This is a genomic window from Gemmatimonadaceae bacterium, from assembly GCA_020851035.1.
In the GTDB taxonomy this organism is placed as follows: domain Bacteria; phylum Gemmatimonadota; class Gemmatimonadetes; order Gemmatimonadales; family Gemmatimonadaceae; genus JACMLX01.
The window spans coordinates 616184-636056 of the sequence record JADZDM010000021.1 but is presented as its reverse complement, the minus strand read 5'-3'; the positions used below and the strand labels follow the sequence as shown (position 1 = coordinate 636056).

Sequence of the window (19873 nt, the reverse complement as noted above, 5' to 3'; positions counted from 1 at the left end):
TTCTTCAGAGGTGATCTGGGTGTACGGCGTCATGGCAACCTTTCTCTTGGCGGAGGATGGAAGCCAAGCGTACCCCAGGTCACCTCTCTTTGCAGGATCGGTGGTGCACTAAGTATGTGAATTCGCCCTTGCTAACCCGGGTTGCTGCTGACAATGCGACCTGCGGTCGGTGAGCAGGAGTAGGATCGTGCGGTCGCTTTGCAGCAGAACCCCGCTTCGTTAGGCGGCAGCGCGTCGTTTCGGTGTTTGCATCGCCTTGGCAATGTCGTTCGGTGTCGCGCCCAAGCCGACCAGCGCACGCACCAGTAGATCGAGCGAGACCGATGCATCTCCGGCCTCCATTTTGGCGACGCGCGACTGGCTCGATCGGAGGCGCGAGGCCACGGCGTCCTGAGACAAACGCATGCGAGTTCGCCGGGCCCGCAGGGCATCACTGAGGCGGAGCTTCAGTTCGACCACCGCGGCTTCCTCCGGCGTCAACTCCAAGAACTCCGCTGCCGACCCGACGCGCCAGCCCTGGGACTCAAGTGCCGCCTGCTTTGCTTTCCGCATCGTCACGTTCCCCCACGAGCGTTTCGGTCATACAACTTGAGGCGTGCCGCGCACGTCTCCAGAATGGCTTTCGGGGTGGCTTGCGTCTTCTTCGCGAACACCGCCAGAATGATGACAGCATCCGGGTCAAGTCGGTACAAGATGCGCCAGGTCGCGTCGGCGTCGGGAATCCGCAGCTCGCCACACCGCGCGCCAATCGCCGGCATCGGGCGCGCCTGCGGCAGACTCAGCTTGTCGCCACGCTGCAGCCTCCGAAGCAACACACCAGCCTCGAGCCGCGCCGCGGCACTGAATGGCGGCGTCTTCACGGTTCCGTGCAGCCAGATCAACGGGCGGTCGCTCGCAGCAATGCAGGTATACTATGTCAGGAGTGACATATGTCAAGCCCGGCATATTCCGGAGCTGCCTCCTAACGCCGGTTGCTGCTGCCAAAGTGGCCAGAGTTTGGTGCGCAGGATAAGGTTCTAGAGGCCACTTTGCAGCAGAACCAGGATCGTTAGGCGGACCTACACCATCGCCGTGCGGATCAAATGAATCGTCGCCCTGCTGAACCCGATTTGCCGTTGCGTGCTTCGGGGGAGTTTCTTGGATACCGATGGGCTTATCATGGGGAAGTTCGAGGCGATATGGTCCATGATTGGGTCGCGTTGAGTGGGCCAGACGGCGGGAGCGGTAGCGGCGGTTCTGGAGCTTTGCCTTTCGCGAACCTGGGATCGCGCGTACTTGGCCCAATAGGGAGTACGGGATGGTCGCAGCAAGGCCGCTCGCCTTGGTGGAGCTTTCGCAAAGACAACGGCCTTGGCTATATAAACGGCGTCGTCTCCTGCTCGGTCGCCTCTGTATGTGTCGAGCTAGCGAGACAAGCGACGGGTAAGGCGATACTGATCGAATCGGGTCACCCAGAATTCCGGTTCTTCTTCTTTCCGCTTCCACCGCGGACCCAATGGACGAGCATCGTCGCCCTCAACGCCGATGGGTCAGAATGCGATCGGTATTCTCGTCCCGCGGATCACTGAGTTTCGTTGTCCGCACCAACGCCAGTTGCTGCTGACAATGCGGCCGAAGTATCGTGATCAGGAGCGGCATCAGGCGGCCGCATTGCAGCAGACCTTGTGTCGTTAGGCCGCACGATGTGCTCCACGAGCGGTCCCCACTCTTACGGTGAGGTGATGCATGCGCCAGCGTCGTCAGATCCTGTTGTTGTCCGGCACCTTATCCGCGCTCGGAGCCTGCACGAACGCGGTCGCGCCGCCGGCCCCTGCTGCCGTCACCGTCACCGTGACCGTGCGCGCCGCGTCGGTGGACCCGGTCGTCACGGCGGCCGGCAGTGTGACTTGGGTGCGGTTCACGCTGCCGTTGCGCTTTGAAAACACAGGCGCGACGTCGGTGAGCGTAGAGCCGTGCGCCTCGTACATCGAATCGCGATCGGGCGGGACGTGGCGCTCGGCATGGATGCCCGTCTGTGCGACGGGAGGCGCCTCACTCCGAGACATTCTTCCGGGCGAGATACGGGATGCCGAAATCCAGGTGGCGGCGGCGCTCGCTGGGCCAGGCGCCCCGCGCTGGGACGCCGCCTCACTTGACGTGCCGCTCCGCTACCAAGCCGGCTATGTCTGGCACGGCGTCAGCGGCAGGATCCCGACGGTCGCGTCGAACGAGTTCACGCTCGGTTCGTCGCGCTAGGCTCCGTCGGGAGCAGACTCGAGCACCGACGTTCGGCGCGCAGGATCGACGGCGGTGGCGGGGCAAGGGTGCGGACGGCGTGCCACTCATCGCTACATATCGCGTGATTGGCAGCCTTCTTGAATGCGGGTTTCCAAAGCGCCGGTGTCTGTCGACCTTGCGCGCGAGCGCGGCCTAACGCCGGTTGCTGATGACGAAGCGACCAGAGTATTGTGATCAGGACAGCGGTCGGTTGGCCGCTTCGCAGCAGTACCATGATAGTGAGTCGGCCCTGCACTCTTGCGTCCGTGTATATACAGGCGTAGTTTTCCGCGGTGACCTTCGACTGGGATGCCGCGAAGAGCGATCGGAACCTGGCCCAGCGCGGATTCGACTTCGAATTCGCCAGCCAGATCTTCGCGGCGACCTATGTCGAGTTCGATGACACGCGCCGGGATTACGGCGAGCGCCGCGTTGTGGCGCTCGGGGTGGCCGATGCGATCCCACTCACCGTGGTCTTCACCGACCGGATCGCTGCTGACGGCGCAATTGTGCGCCGCATCATCAGCGCCCGGCTCAGCCACCGCAAGGAGCGCCGCCGCTATGCCGAAGCCATCCGCGAAGCCAGTCCGCCGCGCGACGACGACGAAGACGCCGTCGAAGGGGCGCGCTGACCTCGCGCGACTGCGCCGGACCTCCGACGCGGAGATTGCGCGCACCGCACCGCCCGAGCTTCGCGCCCTGCCGGACGATTTCTGGCAGGGGGCCCGCGTCGTGACGCCCGTGACGAAACAGGCGATTTCAATTCGCTTGGATGAAGACGTGATCGCGTGGTTCCGGGAGACGGGGCCGAAGTATCAGACCCGGATCAACGCCGTGCTGCGGAGTTATGTCGAGCAGGTCGGTGCGGCGGAGCGGCCGTCGTCGCGGAAGCGACGGGCCGTCTAACGCCGGTTGCTGCTGCCAAAGTGGCCAGAATGTGGTGCGCAGGATAAAGTTCTCGAGGCCACTTTGCAGCAGAACCATGTTCGTCAAGCAGAACGCGTCATGTGCAAATTGGCCAAACCTTTGAAGGAGCCCGCAGTGGTGCACGTTCGAAGGGTTGCTCGAATCGGCGTGGCCATTTCGGCCCTTGCCGCATGTTCCTCGGCGCCCAAGGAGGAAGGGACGCCCCTCCGCGTTCCGTCAGATGCGAAGGCCGAGTACTTCGTTCTTGAGAAGGGCGGCACTCCGGAACGGCCGACCATCCTGACCAAGCGTGTGGGTAGCAGCGGCACATCGTTCTCTCGCCGAGAAGTTGATTGTGCCGCCCAAACGGTGCGATATCTCGGTACGGGCGACACGCGCGAGCAGATGAACGCGAGCACGCCGGACGCCGCGATGGCGCCGATCGTTACGGGGGCTATCGCGGACTACGTTGCGAGGGAAGCGTGCCGTAAGTGAGGATGCGAATGGCGGCTATCTGCCCTCCTCGGCAATGGCGTGTACGCGTGGCTGCACGAAGCAACGGGCCGGCTAAACCGCGGGTTGCTGCTGACGCTGCGGCCGGGCTATTGTGATCAGGCGGGCCAGTGTTCGGCCACAGCCGCAGCAGCACCCTGCCTAGGCAGGCGGCAGCACGGGGCAGACTCTCGAGAGGTTCGGTATGAAACGTCGATGGCGCTGTCTCCTCCGGGGTATCGGCGCGATCGCGCTGCTCACGCGCGTGACGGGCGTCGCGGCGCAGGGCGCGCCGCCCGACGGCGAACCGACGCCCCACACGTACCGTCGCACGGCCGACACGGCGTTGCACGCCTATGTGTTCTCGCCCGCGCGCCGCGCGCCGTCGCGGCCGGCGGTGCTCCTGTTTCATGGCGGAGGCTGGACGGAGGGCGCCCCGGACTGGGTGTTCGACGCCGCGCGTCAGTTTGCCGCGAGCGGGATGGTCGCGATCGCGATCGAGTACCGATTGGCGAACGATACGCTGACGCCGCGCGACCAGCGCGACGATGCGTGTGCGGCGTTTCGGTGGGCGCGCGACTCGGCGCGCCCCCTCGGTCTCGATCCCACGCGGGTGGCGGGGTATGGCGTCTCGGCCGGCGGCCAACTGGTGGGGCTACTCGGAACGCGCGGCTGCGCGGATGCGCCGGGCCGGGCACCGCAGGGCGGACCGGACGCCATGGTGCTGCTCTCGCCCGCGCTGGATCTCGCACGGGACCCCTACTTCGTGCGGTTGCTGCGCGGGCGCGGCGTCGTTGCGGACTATTCGCCGGTCGCGCAGCAGCGGGGGCGCGGCGTCCCGACGCTGATCGTCCACGGGGAGCAAGATTCGTTGACACCAGCGGGCGCGGTCCGTCGGTTCTGCACCACGCAGCGCGCCGCCGGTGGTCGATGCGCCCTGCAGATCTACCCCGGGGTGGGGCATCTGCTCACGCGCAATCTGTCCAATCAAATGTCCGAGTACGATCCCGACCCGGCGTTGCGCCGGACCGGGCTGGCGGCGCAGGTGCAATTCCTGCGGACGCTCTGGCGACTGGGCCCGCCCGCCCGTGGCCGCTGACAACGGGGCGCGCGGGTACGCCCGCTTGGTCCCTCGGCAGCGGCGGAAGTGGCACGCGAAGCGCGCCTTCGTCATCCGAGAGCCCCGGTTTCGTCACGAGGTGCTGTGACTTTCGATGCCGCTCACGACCGGGCACGTGTCAAGCCATGGTTACTCGGACTTCCCATCCGTGACGGAGCGCTGGTGCTCGTGTCGTGGGATGTCTCGTCAGCGGTAGCCACCGACTGGGAGCTGTTCACTCATGCATGGGATTCATTCTGCCGTGACGCGTCGGACGATGTCACCGTCTGGGCGCCGAGCGCCGGGTGGACGTTGTGCTTCTGGCACTACGGTCATCTCAGGTTCGAGAGTGCGCTGCAGGCGGTCTAACCCAGATTCTTGCAGCCAATGCGCCCACGGTATCGTGAGCAGGAGTACGATCAGCGGGCCGCAATGCAGCAGGACCCCGGTTCGTCATGTGGCTGGCGGCTTTCGCGTGTCGCCAGGAGGCGTGCAGAGATGCAGCGTGTCATAGTTCTCGGCAATGCGGGATCCGGCAAGTCCACGCTCGCCACGAAACTTGCGCAAATCGTCGGCGTGCCGGTCGTCCATCTCGACGCCTTCTTCTGGCAGCCGGGTTGGCAGCCTTCGCCGCGACTGGAATGGGCCGAGCGTGTTCGAGCGCTGGCGGAGCAGGATGCGTGGATAATGGACGGCAACTACGCAGCGACCCTGCCGCTGCGTTTGGCGCGCACCGATCACGTGATCTTGCTCGACGTACCGCGGGTCCAGTGCATTTACCGGGTCGTGCGTCGCGGGATGAGGACGCGAGGCCAATCGCGGCCGGATCTTGCTGCAGGCTGCCGTGAACAGTGGCCAGAGCCGAGTTTCATTCGTTGGATCTGGCGCTTCCCCGTCGACGAACTGCCGCCGATGCTCAGACATCTCGCTGAGTTCGCAGCGCCTCATTTCGCGGTCACGCGCCTGTCGGCCTCGCAGGTGGCTCCGTTCTTGGCACAGGTCGCTGCGGGCACAGGATCCAGTGCCACGTTGGCAGCGCGCGAAGCCACTTGACCCGGATTGCTGCAGAGTCGACGAATGCGTCCAGCCCTTGCTGCAGTTCCGTCACGCTCGTCCACGCGCTGCGTCGCCTCCTGACGCAAGACATGCCCGTACTCGATCGTGCCGACCAGCCGCTGCTTCACCCCCGCGCGGTGGCGATGCTGCACGCGGTCCATGTCGCTTGTCCCCTCCCGGGCGGCGTGGCGAGGAGACCATGCTCAGGACGGGACACATGGCCCTGGCGTTCTCCTCGCCCGGGTCAACCTGACACCGAAATCGCGCGTCCAACTGCGTCTGCGCTGGTCACGCAATCGAGCGCGAACTCCGCGACATCGGCCCGGGAAATGCGGGACCACCAGTGCCACGGCAATCCGACGGCCGCACGAACTTTTCCGGTCGCGGCCCCGTTCGTGAGCCTGACTGGTCGCACAATGGTCCAATCGGTGTCGCTTGCGCGAATGATCGCGTCCTGCGGTTCCTTGTCGTTCATGACATCGCGGAGCACCCGCCGTACGGCCCAGCCGACCCCGAACGATCCCGTCTGCCGACTTTCGCCAACGGAGGTGGCGGAAATGACGATCAGTCGTCGAACGGCACATTCGCGCATGGTCTCCGCGATGAGGCGAGTGCCTGTCGAGCACACGGGAATCGTCGGCTGGCGGCGCGCAGCATCGCTCCTGGCATCCGGCATCGTACCAAGCGCCACGATGACCGCATCTGCGCCCTGTACCGCACGATGCGTGCTTCCTGGAATCATCACATCGCCGGTGACCACCGAACAACGCGCGGCCAGGTCGGGTGGAAGGCGCGCCGCCTCGCGCACAAACGCCTGCACGCGCCAGCCGCGCTGCAGCGCGCTGGCGACCAGTGCGCGCCCTGTGGCGCCGGAAGCACCAATCACGGCCACGGTGAGCCTCACGAATGCCTCATCCCTTGACCTGTTGGGTGATTGCACGGAACCGCGCATCCGTGCGCAACGACTCGAACAGTGGCTCGAAGCGTAGAAAGACGACGGTGGAACTCCGTGCCGACGCTGCCTCCTCGAGACAGGCGATCGCCGTGGACGTGTCACCAAGGGCGAGCCACGCGGCGGCGGTGTGCACGCCGATGGCGCCAGCCAGGGACGGTGACGCAGCCAGGTGCTCGAGGACAGCCCGTGCCTGTGTTTGTCGTCCAGCGCGCGCCAGCACGACAGCGCGAAAGGCCGTGAACATCGGACTGCCATGTGTCAATTCCACGAGCGTGTCCGCGTGCTCGAGCGCGTCGGCATGTCGTTCCGTCAACGAGTATGTGCGCGACATTGCCCAGTGCGCCACCGTCATCGCGGGGTCGAGCAGCAGCGATTGTTCCGCAAATGCTCGCGCCTCCTCGTATGCACCAACCACCGAGGCGCCGAGCGCCGCGTAGGCCAGCGACAGCGTGTTCACCGGATCGAGCGCGAGCGCCCGCCGGGACGCTGACAGTGTCGCCTCACGGTCACCACGCGCGCAGTGCACGTACATCGACGCAATGACGTGCACGGCGGCTTCGCACGGCCCAACACGAATGGCCTCCTGCAGGTGCGCGGCGGCCGCGTCCACGTCCCACTCCCATGTGGCAGCGAGCAGGCCTCGGTGGGCGTGTGCCAGGGGCAGCGATGCATCAAGTGCCAGGGCACGGTCGACCGCCACGATGGCGCGCGGCAGTGCGTCACGCGGCGGATAGCCCGCGTAGATCGGCAAGGTGATCCAGACATCTGCCAGGAGATCCCATGCCGACGCGAACGACGGATCGATCGTGGTGGCACTCTCGAGATGCTCGAGCGATCGCTGCAAGTCCTGCGGCGTGCGGCGCCAGAGGTGATGCATGCCGCGCAACCAGTGCTGGTGTGCCTCCACGCTTCGGCTGCGACGTCGTGCCGTCATCCAGCGGCCGTCCTCTGGGACGAGGATACGGAGGGCCCCGGCGACGTCGTACGTGACGCGATCGTACAACGCGAGGAAGCCATCGTCCGCAAACGAGTAGCGACGCGCCCACACCGTGCTGTCGCCCGCAACGTCGTGGACGCGCAGGACGAGTCGTCGCGAATCGGCGGCGCCGGTTCGCACTGTACCGGATACCACGAAGTCCGCACCAACGCGCCGTCCGAGCGTTGACTCGCCCGTCGCATCGCTCCGGAGCGCCGCACTCGATGCGCGGGCGAGTACCTCCAGGCCATCCAGCTCCGCGAGGGCCGCGATGAGCTCATCGGTGAGACCCTCTGCCTCCACGTCGAGATCGCCCTCATGGGTCAGTGCAAGCACTGGAGTGACGCAGACCCGGATGCGCGGACGCGCCATGACGACACCGGGCGCCGCGCTGGGACCTTGCGGTACCGTGAACTCGGGTGCGTGCTGCTTGCGTCGCAGCGCAGCGGTCGCCACTTGCACATCATCACCCGGTGCGACATCCAGCTCACGACGCAGCTGCTCCGTGAAGCGTTCCAGCGCCCCGAATGCCGCACGCTCCTCACCCGCCCGTTCAAACAATTCCACGAGTCGTGACGTCGCACGGGACTCGAGTGGCAGGAGCTGCACAGCGCGGCGTGCCCAGTGCAGTGCGCCGGCGGCGTCCCCGTTCGCTTCCGCATCCTTCGACAGGCGCTCGGCCGATTCTGCGACACGTTCGTGCAAACGACGACGGGTGGCGTCGAGCCAATCCATGAACGGGGCTGCGCCCGGCACCACCAGCCCTTGCAGGAGTTCTCCCCGGTAGAGCGCATTCGCGGTGGCGTGATCGCCTGCGTTGAGCGCGTCGGTGATGGCTTGCAGGTCTGACCAGCAGTGGGCCGGATCGACGAGCACACCTGTCCCGCGATTCGGGATAGCGGCCGCGCCAAGGACGCGTCGCAGCACCTGGAGCGCCTGGCGCAGCGCTGTCCGCGCCTGGGTCTCGCTGGCATCGGGCCAGAACACTGCCAGGATCTCGTCGCGCTGTCGCACACCAGCCGGGCCTGCCCCGATCAACCAGGTGAGCAACGCCAATCGCTTCGGGCGAGCCAGCAGCGCCGAGGGGGACACGTCGGCGGAACCGGTGACGCGGAGTGGTCCGAGCAGGTGCAGTTCGGTCACGCGTGAGGCGGGCGGGGAGGGCAGATCACGGTGCGATCACGGTGAGTTGGTAGCATAGCGCGGGATAGGCTCGCAGAGGAAGAGCACCCCGTCACCTTTCGCTGGAGGACACATGCTGCGCCAAATGTTCTACGGGCTTGCGCTATCGGCCGCACTACCCGTGGCCGCGCTCCACGCGCAGGCGTTCAACTTCACGACCTCCGGGGGGTTCGTCGGCAACCCGACGCGTGTCCCCCCTGCAGTGATCGATCACGGCACCGTCACCGGACCACTCAATCCCTTTGGTGTCACTCGTCAGGTGTCTCTACAGTTCATAAGCCCGACGGCGAACCCAACCGTACTCAGCGTCAGTGGCACCTTCACGTGGTTCACCGCCGACCCGCTCAACACGATTCTCGGGAACTACTCCGGTTTGGTGCAGCTTGGGGCGGCGGGCGCCTTCTCGTTCGCGAACACGCTCGTCACAATCATCGACGGCACTGGAATCTTTGCGGACTTGCGTGGGAGCGCCCTGGCTTCGGGTAGCGGTCAATTCTTCGGCGACCCGACACTACCGGTCGATGTATCCGGAACGTCTACGATCACCTGGATCGGGACTGCGACCACTGTTCCGGAGCCGGGCAGCAGCGCGCTCCTGTTGGCAGGCCTCGGCGCAGTGGCGGTCTTCGCGCGGCGGCGAGCCGGCGCGAGGTTCGGAACGATCGAACGAGGCCGAGCGGGATAGGAACTTCAATCGGGGCGGGTCGACTCTCCGTCGAGTATAGGGCGCGATCACCGACCGCGCGAGCTCCGTCCATCCGGCGGCGGGGTGCACGCCGCTCGTTCGCGCGCCTCGACGACCGTGGGATGGGGAGAGCGATGCCGGCAGGGCCCTCTCCGTCGCGCCGGTGGGACGGCGGCGCACACGGAAGGTCCCCGCGTCCGGCGCGCGTCGTGGCGCCGAGACGGCGGCGGGCGGCGCAGAGCGGGCGGGCTCGGCCTGACGCCGCAGCCCGCGCGAGCGGTTGGCAAACCATGCCATGATTCGGTGTTGTGAAGTGCCCGTTGTCCGGGATGTGCACGAGCACTCCGGAGTGCGGCCACGTCAGCATGCCGGCGGCTTGGTACTCATCGAACAGCTCCAGACGCAAGAAAAACCGAAGCACGGCGCGGCGGAACGCCTGGGCCAACCGGGCGGTGTCGTGCACTGGCCACGACACGAACGCCACGTCCGGTCGGAGCCGCCGTCGGTGACGAGCAGGTGCCGGTGCGGATGCCAGTTGCGCCGAGAGCCATGCGACTGCAAGCAGGCCACGATGCCGACCGCGAGGTATTGCTCGCCGCAGGCGAGGGCCGCGTCGGGCATGCGCGCTCCGGGACCCAGGACCGCCGAGCATACGCCCACCGAGCGCGCCGCCTGTCACCGTTCTGTTGCGCGCCGGGCTGTTTCGACGCAACGTCTGCGTGGCGCCGGCCCAACGATGCTCCCTTCGGAGGATGGAAGCCAAGCGGACCCCAGGTCACCGTTCCTTGCTGGACCGGCGTTGCGCTCAGTATGGGAGTTCGCCCCATCCACCGCCAATCGCTGCTGACGACGCGTCCGAGGTATCGTGAGCAGGAGCGGCATCGCGAGGCCGCATTGCAGCAGACCCCTGTGTCGGTAGAACGCTACGGCGTTCACTTCTCATCCATGCGTCAATTCGGACACTTTGGCATTCGAACTGACGCGAGACCTCACAGTGAACGGTGACGCCGCGCTCGAGGTGATCAAGGCCAAAGTCGGTGTTTGGCGCGAATCCGAGATCCCCGTCTCGCTCCGCGATCGCAGCGTGTTCGGCACCGAAGTGCGAATCGAAGCACAGGGGTTCCGGGTGATGGCGTTCACGAACCGGCGCGGGTCGTGGGCGCGTGCAGTAGGTTCGTTCGCTGAGCGCCCGGATGGTGTGACGACCATGACCGTTCGCATCGGCTGCCCGTCGGTGAAGTCGCCGCGCAGCTGAACCCTGACTCGTAAGCCAGTCCCGGCTGATGCCACCTTGGAGAGTGCATGGACATGGATGACCGCTGGCAGGCGGTTGACGCCTACTTTGCTGGCGCGGTCCTCGCGGCTGACCCGGCGTTGGCGTCCGCACTGGAGTCGAACGCAGCGGCTGGGCTTCCTGCGTACGACGTCTCACCGCTCCAGGGTCAACTGCTTGGCGTTCTCGTCGAGGCCGCGAATGCGCGACGCGTGCTCGAGATCGGAACGCTTGGAGGGTTCAGCACGATCTGGCTTGCGCGGGCAGTCGGTCCGAGTGGATCGGTCACGACGCTGGAACTCGAGCCCGACTATGCGCGGGTCGCGGCAGTGAATGTTGCACGGGCTGGATTGGCGGACCGCGTGAGCATCCGAATCGGACGGGCCGCCGAGTCACTTGCCGCGCTCGCCGCAGAAGGTGTGGAGCCATTCGATCTCGTCTTCATCGACGCCGACAAGCCGAGCAATCGTGAATATCTCTCCTGGGCCCTCAAGCTGTCCCGTCCGGGCACGATGATCCTCGTGGACAATGTCGTACGCGACGGCGCGGTCGCTGATGCCTCGAGTACAGATCCCGAGGTGCTTGGAGCCCGTGACGCAATCGCCCTGCTCGCGCGCGAGCCGAGAGTGCGCGCCACTGCTGTCCAGACGGTGGGCGTGAAGGGATACGACGGGTTTGCGATCGCCATCGTGCGGGAAGTCTGAGCGAACCGCTCGCGCAGACGCTTCGGAGCGCGCTGCCTGAAGTCAGAGTTGAAGTGTACGGACCAGTGTCGGGTGGCGCAGAGAGTTCCAGCGAAGTGTGATGGTCGCAGCGCTTGTGGGGCCGGCAAATGAAGTCGTCCGCGATCCGATCACAGTCCGCCTTCGAGAGGCGCTCCATGCGCGCGCGTCTCGGGAGGTACTGTCGCAAAGCCCTGAGGTAGGAGGGGAGCTTGTCGGCCCGCCCCGGTGCTGGCTCATCCGCCGGCACGACGGCCAGGGTGGTGGACTCCTTGTGCACATCGAGTCCGACGAAGATTGTTGCGGGAGAACGCCCGGACGGCACGACGGCCCGGGCGGAAACGGACATGGGCTGGTCCCCCGATCGGGGCGACACGCACGACCGTCGCCGGCGGCTCTGTTACCTCGGCTTGCATCCGAGGAGCGAACCCACGCGAAACCGGGGGGCCAGCTCAGTCGTATTTTCCGGGCGGCCCACCACTGTCGTAACAGCACACTGTCTCCATGACTGTCCGGGCACCCGCCGTGGTGCACCAGCCCCGAGGAAGCCGTGATTGATATTGCGCTCGACGCGACCATTCCAACGCTGCGCGTCGTCGATGTCTCGTGTTCGTTGCCTACGTACACGGCGCTGGGGTTCGCCCTCACGTGGCAGCATCAGCTGACACCCGATGCGCCGCGGCTGACGTCGCTGCAGCAAGGCGTGGCCCAACTCTTCCTGACTGAGCATGCGGTCGCCCCCGTCGGCGCCGTGGTGTACTTCGACACCCGGGGCCTTGATGCGCTCGTGGCGCGGGCCGCGGCCGCGGGGGTGCTCCCCACGTTCGGTCCCGAGAATCGCCCTTGGGGTAGCCGTGAAGCGTACTTCACCGACCCGGACGGGAACGTGCTGCGCTTCGGTGAGCGTCTCGTCTGACCGCGAGGGCGCCGGAGGTGCTTCTGTGCCCCCTTCGCGCGGGTGAACATCCGGGAACATGATCGAAATTTTGGTCCGGTAAACATGCTATACACCCGGGTCAGCTTTGGATGACTTTGTCGCGTTCGACGAAGCTGGCCAGCAGGACGGTGTGGAAGTAGATCGCCCACAGGCCATCATCGGCCGCTTCCATCCCAATCCGTTGGTCCGTCAGTGCATTGGCGAGGTACACCAACCGCTTGCCGAATCGGAACGTGCCGCCGCGCCGCATCAACGAGACCGTGCACGGGACGTTCGCGATCGCGGCGGATGCCGCGGTACGGCTTGGCCGCTACTATGGGACTCAGCGCGACCGTTGGTGTGCTGCTGATCTGTGTGACGCTTGGCTATGTCGAGCTGCATCTCAATCATGAGCGCGACCTCATCGGAAATCTCGGGATCAAACGGCGACAGCTCTTCGGCTACTTCCTCGGACCGGCACTCCTCGGCGAACTGGTCGTTCGTGGCGTGGCTGCGGCGGTATGACGCCCATCCTCACCGCCTATTGCGTGGCGAAGTCCTACGGCAATCGACGGATTCTCTCGTCAGCCACGCTCCGCGCCGAGTCCGGCCAGCTTCGTGTGCTCTTTGGACGGAACGGCATCGGAAAGTCGACACTGCTCAAGATCGCCGCCGGCCGTATCGCACCGGATGGCGGCTCTGTGCAGTTCGCCGGGCGCGCGTATCTCGTCCCGCATCACGCGGAACTCGCCGCGCTAGGACTGTTCTATCTTCCCGATCACGATCTCCTCTCACGCGCGTACACCGTACGGGTTCAGCTGGAGATGCTTCGCCGCCAGTTCGGCGGTGGAGATGTCGAGGCAGCGGCAGAGCGGGTTGGCATCGCAGCGCATCTCGACAAGCGGCCAACCCGGCTCTCGGGTGGTGAGCTCCGTCGCGCGGAGCTGGCCGCGGTGATCGTGCGCGAGCCGCGCTGCCTTCTCGCCGATGAGCCGTATCGTGGCATCTCGCCGAAGGATGCGGCTGACATGACGGTGGTCCTGCAATCGCTCGTGGCGTCTGGAACGGCAGTCCTGATCACGGGGCATGAAGTCCCCACGCTCCTCGCAGCGGCGGACCACATCAGCTGGTGCACCAACGGGACGACGTACGAGTTGGGTGCGCCTTCCGTGGCCGTCAATCACGAGGCGTTCCGGCGGGAGTACCTGGGAAGCGGGTGGTCTGGCGTGACCAGCCGGGAACATGATTGACTCTCTGGTCCGACAACATGCCTTCCACGTGGGTCAACCCTGGATGTCGTGGACCCGTTCGTCGAACGTGGCCAGCAGAAGCGTGTGAACGGAGATCCCCCGAAGGGCCACAGCTCGGCCATGGCGAAGCGGTCACTGAGGGTGTCTTGCGCGAACTTGGGCCGTTCATTCATGGGGTTCGTCTGCAACCCGGGCGTCGCGACCTCGCGCAGAGGAATGTCGCCGCGCAGAGTCGAAGGAGTGGCAGCCATGTACGCGGTTCCGAGTGTGACCTATGTTCCCGGACTGTATCCACTGCGGAGCCAACCCACGCAGGACCGGTGGGACAGTGCAGGCATGTTCCCCGCGCTTCACCTTCATCGCGGCACTCTTCACAGGACACAACGCTTTGGGGACCAGGCAATGAGGAATGGAGACGGAGCGAGCTTGGCGGATTCCGGTCACGCTTCCCGAGGACGGAATGCCGGCCAGCCGAGAAGTGCGAACACTCGGCTGCTTCTGGGCGGTCTTCCGTTGGCGCTGCTACTCGGGTGCTCTACGCTCACCCCGGGTACGCCCCGTGGTGGGCCGCCGGCATCCCCCGCGATCGAGCAGGCCCGGTTCGACGCATTGGTTCCGCGACTGCTTCGCGACTATCACAGCGCTGGCGTTGGGATTGGCATAATCAGGGGAGGCGAACTCGTCTGGACTGGCTACTACGGCGAGCAGGCTCCGGGTGTTCCTGTCTCTGCGAGCACGGTATTCAACACCGCCTCGGTCGCGAAGACGGTGACCGCAGAGACGATCATCTCGCTGGCTTCCAAGGGGTTGATCAACCTCGATGAACCGATAGCCGCGTACGTCAAGCACCCGGACCTGAAGGATGATCCGCGCTATGGTCTGCTCACGCCGCGTCTCCTGCTCTCGCATCGTTCCGGGCTGCTGAATTGGTCCTACGAGTACAAGGACGGGCGCCTTGCGTTCGTGCGTGATCCCGACACTCGGTTCGGCTACTCCGGTGCGGGCGTCGAACTGGCGGCTCAATACGCCGAAGCCAAGGGCGGGCACGACTTCGAGGCGCTGGCATCCGAGCACCTCCTCGGTTCACTGGGCGTGACGGAGATGTCGATGGGCCGGCTCCGAACATGGCTCGACGGACGGCTCGCCGTGCCGATGAATGCCAAGGGCGAGTACCGGCCCCTGGGCGAACTCAATGGCAGGTTTGCGGAGAACTCCGGTGGAAGGTGGAGCGCCGCCGACGACCTGCTGACGACCGTGGATGCCTACGCGACCTTCCTGACCGGAGTCATCCGCAGCAACTGGCTGACCACGGCGCAGGTAGCCGAGCGTTCGGCGATTCTCACGAGCCTCAGCGGCGATCCGACCTGGAACTGTGACTCCGGCCCCGAGGTGCGCTGCGCGGACGCCTATGGCCATGGGATCGGCTGGATGGTCTACCGGTATGGCGACCATACCGTCCTCAAACATGGTGGTAACGATGCCGGTGAGAACGCGTTGGTCTACTTCTCCCCGGACACGAAGAATGGCGCGGTGATCTTCGTCAATGGCGGCAATGGGATCTTCGTCACCGTCCGCGTCCTCGAATTGATCGGCGACGAGCCTCATGTCGCCGGATATTACCGGCAGCTCGTGAAGAAGCACTATGGAGTCTCCATGCCTCCACTCGCCGATATCGACTGAAGCAGAACGCATGCGAGTCTCACCGCGAGGCATCCGTCTCTGGCGATTCTGCGGCCACCGGAAGTGGCGACCGCGGGGTGAGGACGCCTGCATCGTGGGTGGTCGTGTCCGCGAGGTTCGGGCACTTCCGGCGCGACTTCAGCACCGCGCAACCGCACGAAGCACGTCACCCCTGGACCACGTTCGAGTTCGCTCAGACCTTCGCCACACCTTGCGATCAGTTGTCAGCATGGAACCGGAGCTCGGACGGGGGGACCCTCGCAGGGGTCGAGCGTGACGTACACGACACCCGCGCTGAACTGAATCACCGGACGTCGGCCGGCAGGTTACGGCAGCCAGACCAGGCGGTTGCGCGACTCGAGTTCGCGACCCTGATCGTCCTTCGGCACGAACGCGGTGTCCGCGCTGACGTTCACGATGAAGACGAATGACCTCGCGACGCCGAACCGGGGTGTCACGATCGACAGCGCCGCGATGAAGCGCCCGTCGGGCGACCATGCCGGAAACGAGGCGGTGCCGCCGGTGAGCACGGACACCAGCCCGCTGCCGTCCTGCTGCACCCTCCAGACCTCGTCATTCCGCACGAACGCGATCGACTTTCCGTCGGGGCTCACCGCCGGCATCGCGGCGTCCTCGACGGACGGTGCGATGCGGCGCACCGTCTGGAACCCGGGCTCGATGCGATAGAGTCCGCGCTTCGGTCCGGTTCCCGCCGCGATGATGCCGCCATCCGGGCTCCACGCGGCCTGCGTCAGGTACCGGTGCCGGGCAACGACGCGACCGTCCCGCGCCATGATCACGAGCTCGACACCGTCACTGACCAGGTCAGCCAGCCCGCCGGTGGTCGTGTGATAGCCTCCGGTGAGGGCGACGAAGTCACCGGCGTGCGAGATGGCTGGATACAGCTCGTCGAACTGGAGCTGGGGCTTGTCGATGAGTTGGGCCAGCGTGCGCGTGCCGCTGCGATCCGTGATCGACACCCTGGCACTCCTGTCGAAATGCACGATCTCGCCGCGCGGATTCTGATTGGCCGCACCATCCGGGAACAGGCGGCGGAATGCCCCGGTCGCGAGGTCGAACTCGCGGACCGCGCCTAGGAAGTGGTTGTATGCATAGGACTCCGTGACGAGGAGCTTTCCTCTCGTGCCCTCGTTCCGCGCTCCCACGCCCCTGCCGCCGGCGGGCTGCGGTGCCGTCGTCGTGGGCTGCGCCGGGATGCCGTTGGTTCCCGGCGCCGTCCCGGTGGACCTCGCGCCTTCAAGCGTGCAGATGAAGGCGATGCTGCCGTTCGTGAGCGTGAAGGCGTGCTCGCTGGCGGAGTAGCCCTCGCCGCGCATCGAGCGCATGTCACCAGTGAAGGTGAGCCCCGTGCGATCGGGGGTCAGCGCAGCGCGCCCGCCGCCGGGGCGGCGCGTGAAGCGATAGGTGCCGTTCGCCTGGAACACCAGCCCACCGAAGAACGCCGGCATGACCTGCACACGATCGGTCTCGGTCGCCACCCGCCCTGCGGCATTCTGCGTGGTGTAGCAGTAGTAGGCCCCGGGCGTCGGGCCCTGTGCGCGCGCGTGCCCGGCGCACAGGAGCAGCAGGATGGGCGCAGCCATCGTCGGTCGGCAGATGCGACGGTTCATGCGTGCGCTCGCGGTGCTGCAAGGCGAGGGAGTCGGCGCTCGTCGTTCTGCGCCACGGGCGCGCCGCGTCATGGGGCGCGGGAAATGACGAAGCTTCCCGGACGGCCATCCGTCCGTACCGTCCACCCATCCTGGAGTTCGACAATCCAGCCCGTGCCGCCGAGCGTGCCGCGGGCTCCATCGGCAAGTGCCGCTCCCGCCGCGCTCACGCGAATCATCCCGCCATCGTCCGACAGCAGCGCGCCGCCGGCACTGACCACGAGTCGCCCCCATTCCGCCTCGAAGCTCCCCGTCGGGTACACCGTCCCGAGTGAATCAAGCGGAATGAGTGTGTTCGGATCGAACGACCGTGATGCTGATGTCTGCCGGAACGTCAGTGTCGGCCCGCTGACCAGGAGCGTCACGAGGCGAGCATGCGTGGCGCGTTGCTCGCGCGCTCTCGCCCGTTCCTCGTCCGCGATCCCGGCATAGCCGTACATCGCACCGAGGGCAGCCAGCGAGTCGGACGGCAGCGCGTGGACGGGTGCGCGGATGGCCGCTGCGAGGCGCGCCGCCATCGAGCGCGAGGTCCGGACCGCGGTGTGCCATCCCGGTGCGACATCATCGAGCAGCAGGCCGAGGGCGGGCCCGGTGGCGTAGGCGGCACTGCGCACGAGGCTTGGCGCACGCTCGACGCTCCGCATCGCGTCCACCGTGGCGAGTCGCCCCAGCGGCACCGCTCCGTTGGCGATGCGCTGTCCGACGTACTCCGCCGTGCCCTCGAAGAACTCCAGCGCGTCCTCGGCGGCCGCGCTGCCCGGATGCTGGCGCTGCCGCTCGCGGCGGAACGCCATGGCCGCGCGGAGATGACGCCGCTGCGCCGGTCCCGACGTCGTGAGCGCGAATTCCAGTGCCCGGAGCTCGAGGCGCCACCAGAGGCGGCCTGTCTCGGTGCTCAGGTGCACGTTGTCGACATCGCGTCCGTCCCAGCGCTGCTCCGACTGCAGGCGATGCATCGACTCATGGGCGAGCAGTGCCAGCGTGCTCCACCGGCGTTCGGGGAGCGGGAGCATGATCACGGCCCATTGCCGGCCGTTCCACGCAAAGGCGGTGTTCGCGTACGGCGCGGATGCTGGCGCCGGCCCAGAATAGACGCCGGCGCTGTGCGTGAACGTGCCGTCAGGATCAGGGCGATTCGCAAACGCCTGTCGCGTGCCCCGGTCGATCAACACCACCGGACCACACAGGTCGCGACTCCAGGCGACGGCAGCGGCCGAATGGCAGGCGGTTGCGAAGTCGGCGAAGGCTGCGCGCACTCCTGCGCTGTCTGCCACCTGGCCATTCGCGAGAGACGGGCACAGGAGCGGCAGACAGACCAGGGACGCCGCGTGTCGGAGAGACGATTGCATTGGGGTCGCTGCCGTGTGCCAGGGCTCAGGGGAATCCGGGGGCGGGGGACCGCTTGTCAAGCCGCATCGGGTGCTGTGGCGCTCCAGTGGTGCCATGCGCCGGTGCCGGACGGGGATCCCAGCGGATCGCCCCGCGGGGGTCGAGCGCGAGCGTCAACACGCGTGCGCCGCTGGGATCACGGATCGCGACCGAGTCACCGGCGACGGTCACGCGCGACGGGGACACGGGGGACGAGTCCATCGTGACGTGCTCGACGCGCCCCCTCCGCATGGCCAGCGCAAACGTCCCGGCGGGATCCACGGCACGCACGGTGATCAGCGTGGGCGGAGACATCCAGCTCCGCGCGAACGAGCGGGTGGTGCGCTCGTGCGCGCTGGCGGCGACCGCGATCATGCAACACGGCACGGCGCCGAGGAGCATTCGGGTGACGAGAGCAGGCGAGGCCATCCATCGCGAGCGCCGGGACGGGAGCGCTGGCGCCAGGTCGCGGCTGGCGCCCGGTGCATCGAGCAGGCGGTGCACGCGTGCCACCAGGGGATGGGCCGTGGCGGTGAGTGCCGTGCCCGTGCCGATGGCTGCGCGTCGCACATCCGCGAGCGCCACCAGCGCTTCCGCCAGCGCCTGTGATGCGCCGCCCTGCTGCGCGACCACATCATCGCACGCGAACTCGCGGTCGTGTTGCGCCGTGCGAATGGTGTGGCGGACCGACGGATGCCACCAGAGCAGTGTCGCGGCGGCGAGTATCGCGACATTCGACCACCGGTCACCGCGCTGCAGGTGCGCGAGCTCGTGCAGCAGCAGGGCATCACAGTGCGCCTCGCTTCCGTACCAGCGGAAGCGGGGGACCACGATGATCGGCGTCACGCGACCGATCAGCATCGGAGAATCCACGGGCCCGGTGCCGATGAGCACGCGTTGTGAGAGCCCGAGCCGGCCACAGGCGTCGTCGAGTCGGCGTTGCAACGCCGGTGGCGCCGGCCGTACCGAACGCCGAACCCGGCGTTCCCAGCGCAGTCCTGCGCCGAGGCGAACCATCTGCCACACGAGACCCGCCAGCCACGCGACCCCGAGGACGAGCAACGCACCTTCGATGGCGCTGGCATCGAGCGCGTGCCGCAGGATGCCGGTGTCACCGCTCGCCGGCGCGAGCATGGCCTCGGCGGAAACCCGCCTCACCGCCTGTGCGACTTCACGGTTGAGGAGCAGTCCCGTAGCCGGCACGAGTGCGACTGCGGCGGCGAGTCGTCGGGTGAGCACGGCGTAGCGTCGCGCCGGGTCGTCGCTCAGCACGGCAGCGCCCGACACCGGTGCCAGGAGCGCCCACGCCAGGACGCTCAGCGACAGGGCTCCCCACCCGGCCAGCAGCAGCGGATACCGGTCCACGATCAGAGACATGCGCGCGACG

Annotated in this window: 21 protein-coding genes; 12 read left to right on the top strand and 9 right to left on the bottom strand. The window is 66.6% G+C overall.

Annotation, left to right across the window (positions count from 1 at the left end):
* Positions 1–219 precede the first annotated feature (219 nt).
* Both IT355_15365 and IT355_15360 read right to left on the bottom strand, forming a co-directional pair.
* Entirely contained in the window at positions 220–552 is a 333-nt protein-coding gene (locus IT355_15365; protein MCC7054649.1) for a helix-turn-helix transcriptional regulator, read from the bottom strand.
* A 2-nt stretch (positions 553–554) separates the two neighbouring features.
* Positions 555–902: a type II toxin-antitoxin system RelE/ParE family toxin gene (locus IT355_15360; protein ID MCC7054648.1), complete on the bottom strand. Its 348-nt coding sequence runs from the start codon at positions 900–902 to the stop codon at positions 555–557.
* An 823-nt stretch (positions 903–1725) separates the two neighbouring features.
* Between IT355_15360 and IT355_15355 the strand changes: the two genes are divergently transcribed.
* The 5 genes from IT355_15355 (at position 1726) to IT355_15335 (ending at position 5806) form a co-directional block, all read left to right on the top strand.
* Positions 1726–2235 carry a hypothetical protein gene (locus IT355_15355; protein MCC7054647.1) on the top strand — a complete coding sequence of 170 codons (510 nt, stop codon included), beginning with the start codon at positions 1726–1728 and terminating at the stop codon, positions 2233–2235.
* Positions 2236–2549: 314 nt separating this feature from the next.
* A complete protein-coding gene (locus tag IT355_15350) occupies positions 2550–2888 on the top strand; it encodes a BrnT family toxin (protein MCC7054646.1) in 339 nt (112 codons plus the stop codon).
* On the top strand, positions 2818–3162 hold the full coding sequence (locus IT355_15345; protein ID MCC7054645.1) for a BrnA antitoxin family protein: 345 nt from the start codon (positions 2818–2820) through the stop codon (positions 3160–3162). The genes IT355_15350 and IT355_15345 overlap by 71 nt, the downstream gene beginning before the upstream one ends.
* 757 nt (positions 3163–3919) lie before the next feature.
* Complete coding sequence (locus IT355_15340) at positions 3920–4753, top strand: alpha/beta hydrolase (GenBank protein ID MCC7054644.1); 834 nt, start codon at positions 3920–3922, stop codon at positions 4751–4753.
* 498 nt (positions 4754–5251) lie between these two features.
* On the top strand, positions 5252–5806 hold the full coding sequence (locus IT355_15335) for a hypothetical protein (GenBank protein ID MCC7054643.1): 555 nt from the start codon (positions 5252–5254) through the stop codon (positions 5804–5806).
* Between the two features lie 247 nt (positions 5807–6053).
* Here IT355_15335 and IT355_15330 read toward each other — a convergent pair whose 3' ends face one another.
* Together IT355_15330 and IT355_15325 are read right to left on the bottom strand one after the other, a co-directional pair.
* Positions 6054–6713 (bottom strand): NAD(P)H-binding protein, encoded by a 660-nt coding sequence (locus tag IT355_15330; protein ID MCC7054642.1) that lies wholly within the window; start codon positions 6711–6713, stop codon positions 6054–6056.
* 7 nt (positions 6714–6720) lie between these two features.
* On the bottom strand, positions 6721–8883 hold the full coding sequence (locus IT355_15325; GenBank protein ID MCC7054641.1) for a hypothetical protein: 2163 nt from the start codon (positions 8881–8883) through the stop codon (positions 6721–6723).
* A gap of 112 nt (positions 8884–8995) precedes the next feature.
* Here IT355_15325 and IT355_15320 point away from each other — a divergent pair, with 112 nt between their 5' ends.
* Positions 8996–9607, top strand: a complete 612-nt coding sequence (locus IT355_15320; protein MCC7054640.1) for a PEP-CTERM sorting domain-containing protein — start codon at positions 8996–8998, stop codon at positions 9605–9607.
* Between the two features lie 360 nt (positions 9608–9967).
* On the opposite strand, the gene IT355_15315 is transcribed toward IT355_15320, so the two are convergent.
* A complete protein-coding gene (locus tag IT355_15315) occupies positions 9968–10228 on the bottom strand; it encodes a transposase (GenBank protein MCC7054639.1) in 261 nt (86 codons plus the stop codon).
* A 343-nt stretch (positions 10229–10571) separates the two neighbouring features.
* Between IT355_15315 and IT355_15310 the strand changes: the two genes are divergently transcribed.
* From IT355_15310 to IT355_15300, 3 genes are all read left to right on the top strand, one after another.
* A complete protein-coding gene (locus IT355_15310; protein MCC7054638.1) occupies positions 10572–10862 on the top strand; it encodes a hypothetical protein in 291 nt (96 codons plus the stop codon).
* Between the two features lie 47 nt (positions 10863–10909).
* Positions 10910–11584 carry an O-methyltransferase gene (locus IT355_15305; protein ID MCC7054637.1) on the top strand — a complete coding sequence of 225 codons (675 nt, stop codon included), beginning with the start codon at positions 10910–10912 and terminating at the stop codon, positions 11582–11584.
* A 568-nt stretch (positions 11585–12152) separates the two neighbouring features.
* Positions 12153–12518 (top strand): VOC family protein, encoded by a 366-nt coding sequence (locus tag IT355_15300; GenBank protein ID MCC7054636.1) that lies wholly within the window; start codon positions 12153–12155, stop codon positions 12516–12518.
* Positions 12519–12618: 100 nt separating this feature from the next.
* Here the strand turns inward: IT355_15300 and IT355_15295 are convergent, their stop codons facing one another.
* Positions 12619–12789 (bottom strand): hypothetical protein, encoded by a 171-nt coding sequence (locus tag IT355_15295; protein ID MCC7054635.1) that lies wholly within the window; start codon positions 12787–12789, stop codon positions 12619–12621.
* A gap of 89 nt (positions 12790–12878) precedes the next feature.
* Between IT355_15295 and IT355_15290 the strand changes: the two genes are divergently transcribed.
* The 3 genes from IT355_15290 (at position 12879) to IT355_15280 (ending at position 15448) form a co-directional block, all read left to right on the top strand.
* On the top strand, positions 12879–13043 hold the full coding sequence (locus IT355_15290) for a hypothetical protein (GenBank protein ID MCC7054634.1): 165 nt from the start codon (positions 12879–12881) through the stop codon (positions 13041–13043).
* On the top strand, positions 13040–13768 hold the full coding sequence (locus tag IT355_15285; protein MCC7054633.1) for an ATP-binding cassette domain-containing protein: 729 nt from the start codon (positions 13040–13042) through the stop codon (positions 13766–13768). The genes IT355_15290 and IT355_15285 overlap by 4 nt, the downstream gene beginning before the upstream one ends.
* 513 nt (positions 13769–14281) lie before the next feature.
* Positions 14282–15448 (top strand): beta-lactamase family protein, encoded by a 1167-nt coding sequence (locus IT355_15280; GenBank protein MCC7054632.1) that lies wholly within the window; start codon positions 14282–14284, stop codon positions 15446–15448.
* A 326-nt stretch (positions 15449–15774) separates the two neighbouring features.
* On the opposite strand, the gene IT355_15275 is transcribed toward IT355_15280, so the two are convergent.
* The 3 genes from IT355_15275 to IT355_15265 form a co-directional block, all read right to left on the bottom strand.
* Entirely contained in the window at positions 15775–17052 is a 1278-nt protein-coding gene (locus IT355_15275) for a PD40 domain-containing protein (protein ID MCC7054631.1), read from the bottom strand.
* Between the two features lie 95 nt (positions 17053–17147).
* Positions 17148–18374 (bottom strand): hypothetical protein, encoded by a 1227-nt coding sequence (locus IT355_15270; GenBank protein MCC7054630.1) that lies wholly within the window; start codon positions 18372–18374, stop codon positions 17148–17150.
* 118 nt (positions 18375–18492) lie between these two features.
* Positions 18493–19863 (bottom strand): M56 family metallopeptidase, encoded by a 1371-nt coding sequence (locus tag IT355_15265; GenBank protein ID MCC7054629.1) that lies wholly within the window; start codon positions 19861–19863, stop codon positions 18493–18495.
* Positions 19864–19873 lie beyond the last annotated feature (10 nt).

Excerpts from the sequence above, each read along its gene's own strand:
- IT355_15265 (MCC7054629.1), bottom strand. The coding sequence starts at position 19,863 with ATGTCTCTGATCGTGGACCGGTATCCGCTGCTGCTGGCCGGGTGGGGA.
- IT355_15295 (MCC7054635.1), bottom strand. The coding sequence starts at position 12,789 with ATGCGGCGCGGCGGCACGTTCCGATTCGGCAAGCGGTTGGTGTACCTC.
- IT355_15275 (MCC7054631.1), bottom strand. The coding sequence starts at position 17,052 with ATGGCTGCGCCCATCCTGCTGCTCCTGTGCGCCGGGCACGCGCGCGCA.
- IT355_15365 (MCC7054649.1), bottom strand. The coding sequence starts at position 552 with ATGCGGAAAGCAAAGCAGGCGGCACTTGAGTCCCAGGGCTGGCGCGTC.
- IT355_15285 (MCC7054633.1), top strand. The coding sequence starts at position 13,040 with ATGACGCCCATCCTCACCGCCTATTGCGTGGCGAAGTCCTACGGCAAT.
- IT355_15355 (MCC7054647.1), top strand. The coding sequence starts at position 1,726 with ATGCGCCAGCGTCGTCAGATCCTGTTGTTGTCCGGCACCTTATCCGCG.
- IT355_15305 (MCC7054637.1), top strand. The coding sequence starts at position 10,910 with ATGGACATGGATGACCGCTGGCAGGCGGTTGACGCCTACTTTGCTGGC.
- IT355_15315 (MCC7054639.1), bottom strand. The coding sequence starts at position 10,228 with ATGCCCGACGCGGCCCTCGCCTGCGGCGAGCAATACCTCGCGGTCGGC.
- IT355_15345 (MCC7054645.1), top strand. The coding sequence starts at position 2,818 with ATGCCGAAGCCATCCGCGAAGCCAGTCCGCCGCGCGACGACGACGAAG.
- IT355_15320 (MCC7054640.1), top strand. The coding sequence starts at position 8,996 with ATGCTGCGCCAAATGTTCTACGGGCTTGCGCTATCGGCCGCACTACCC.
- IT355_15335 (MCC7054643.1), top strand. The coding sequence starts at position 5,252 with ATGCAGCGTGTCATAGTTCTCGGCAATGCGGGATCCGGCAAGTCCACG.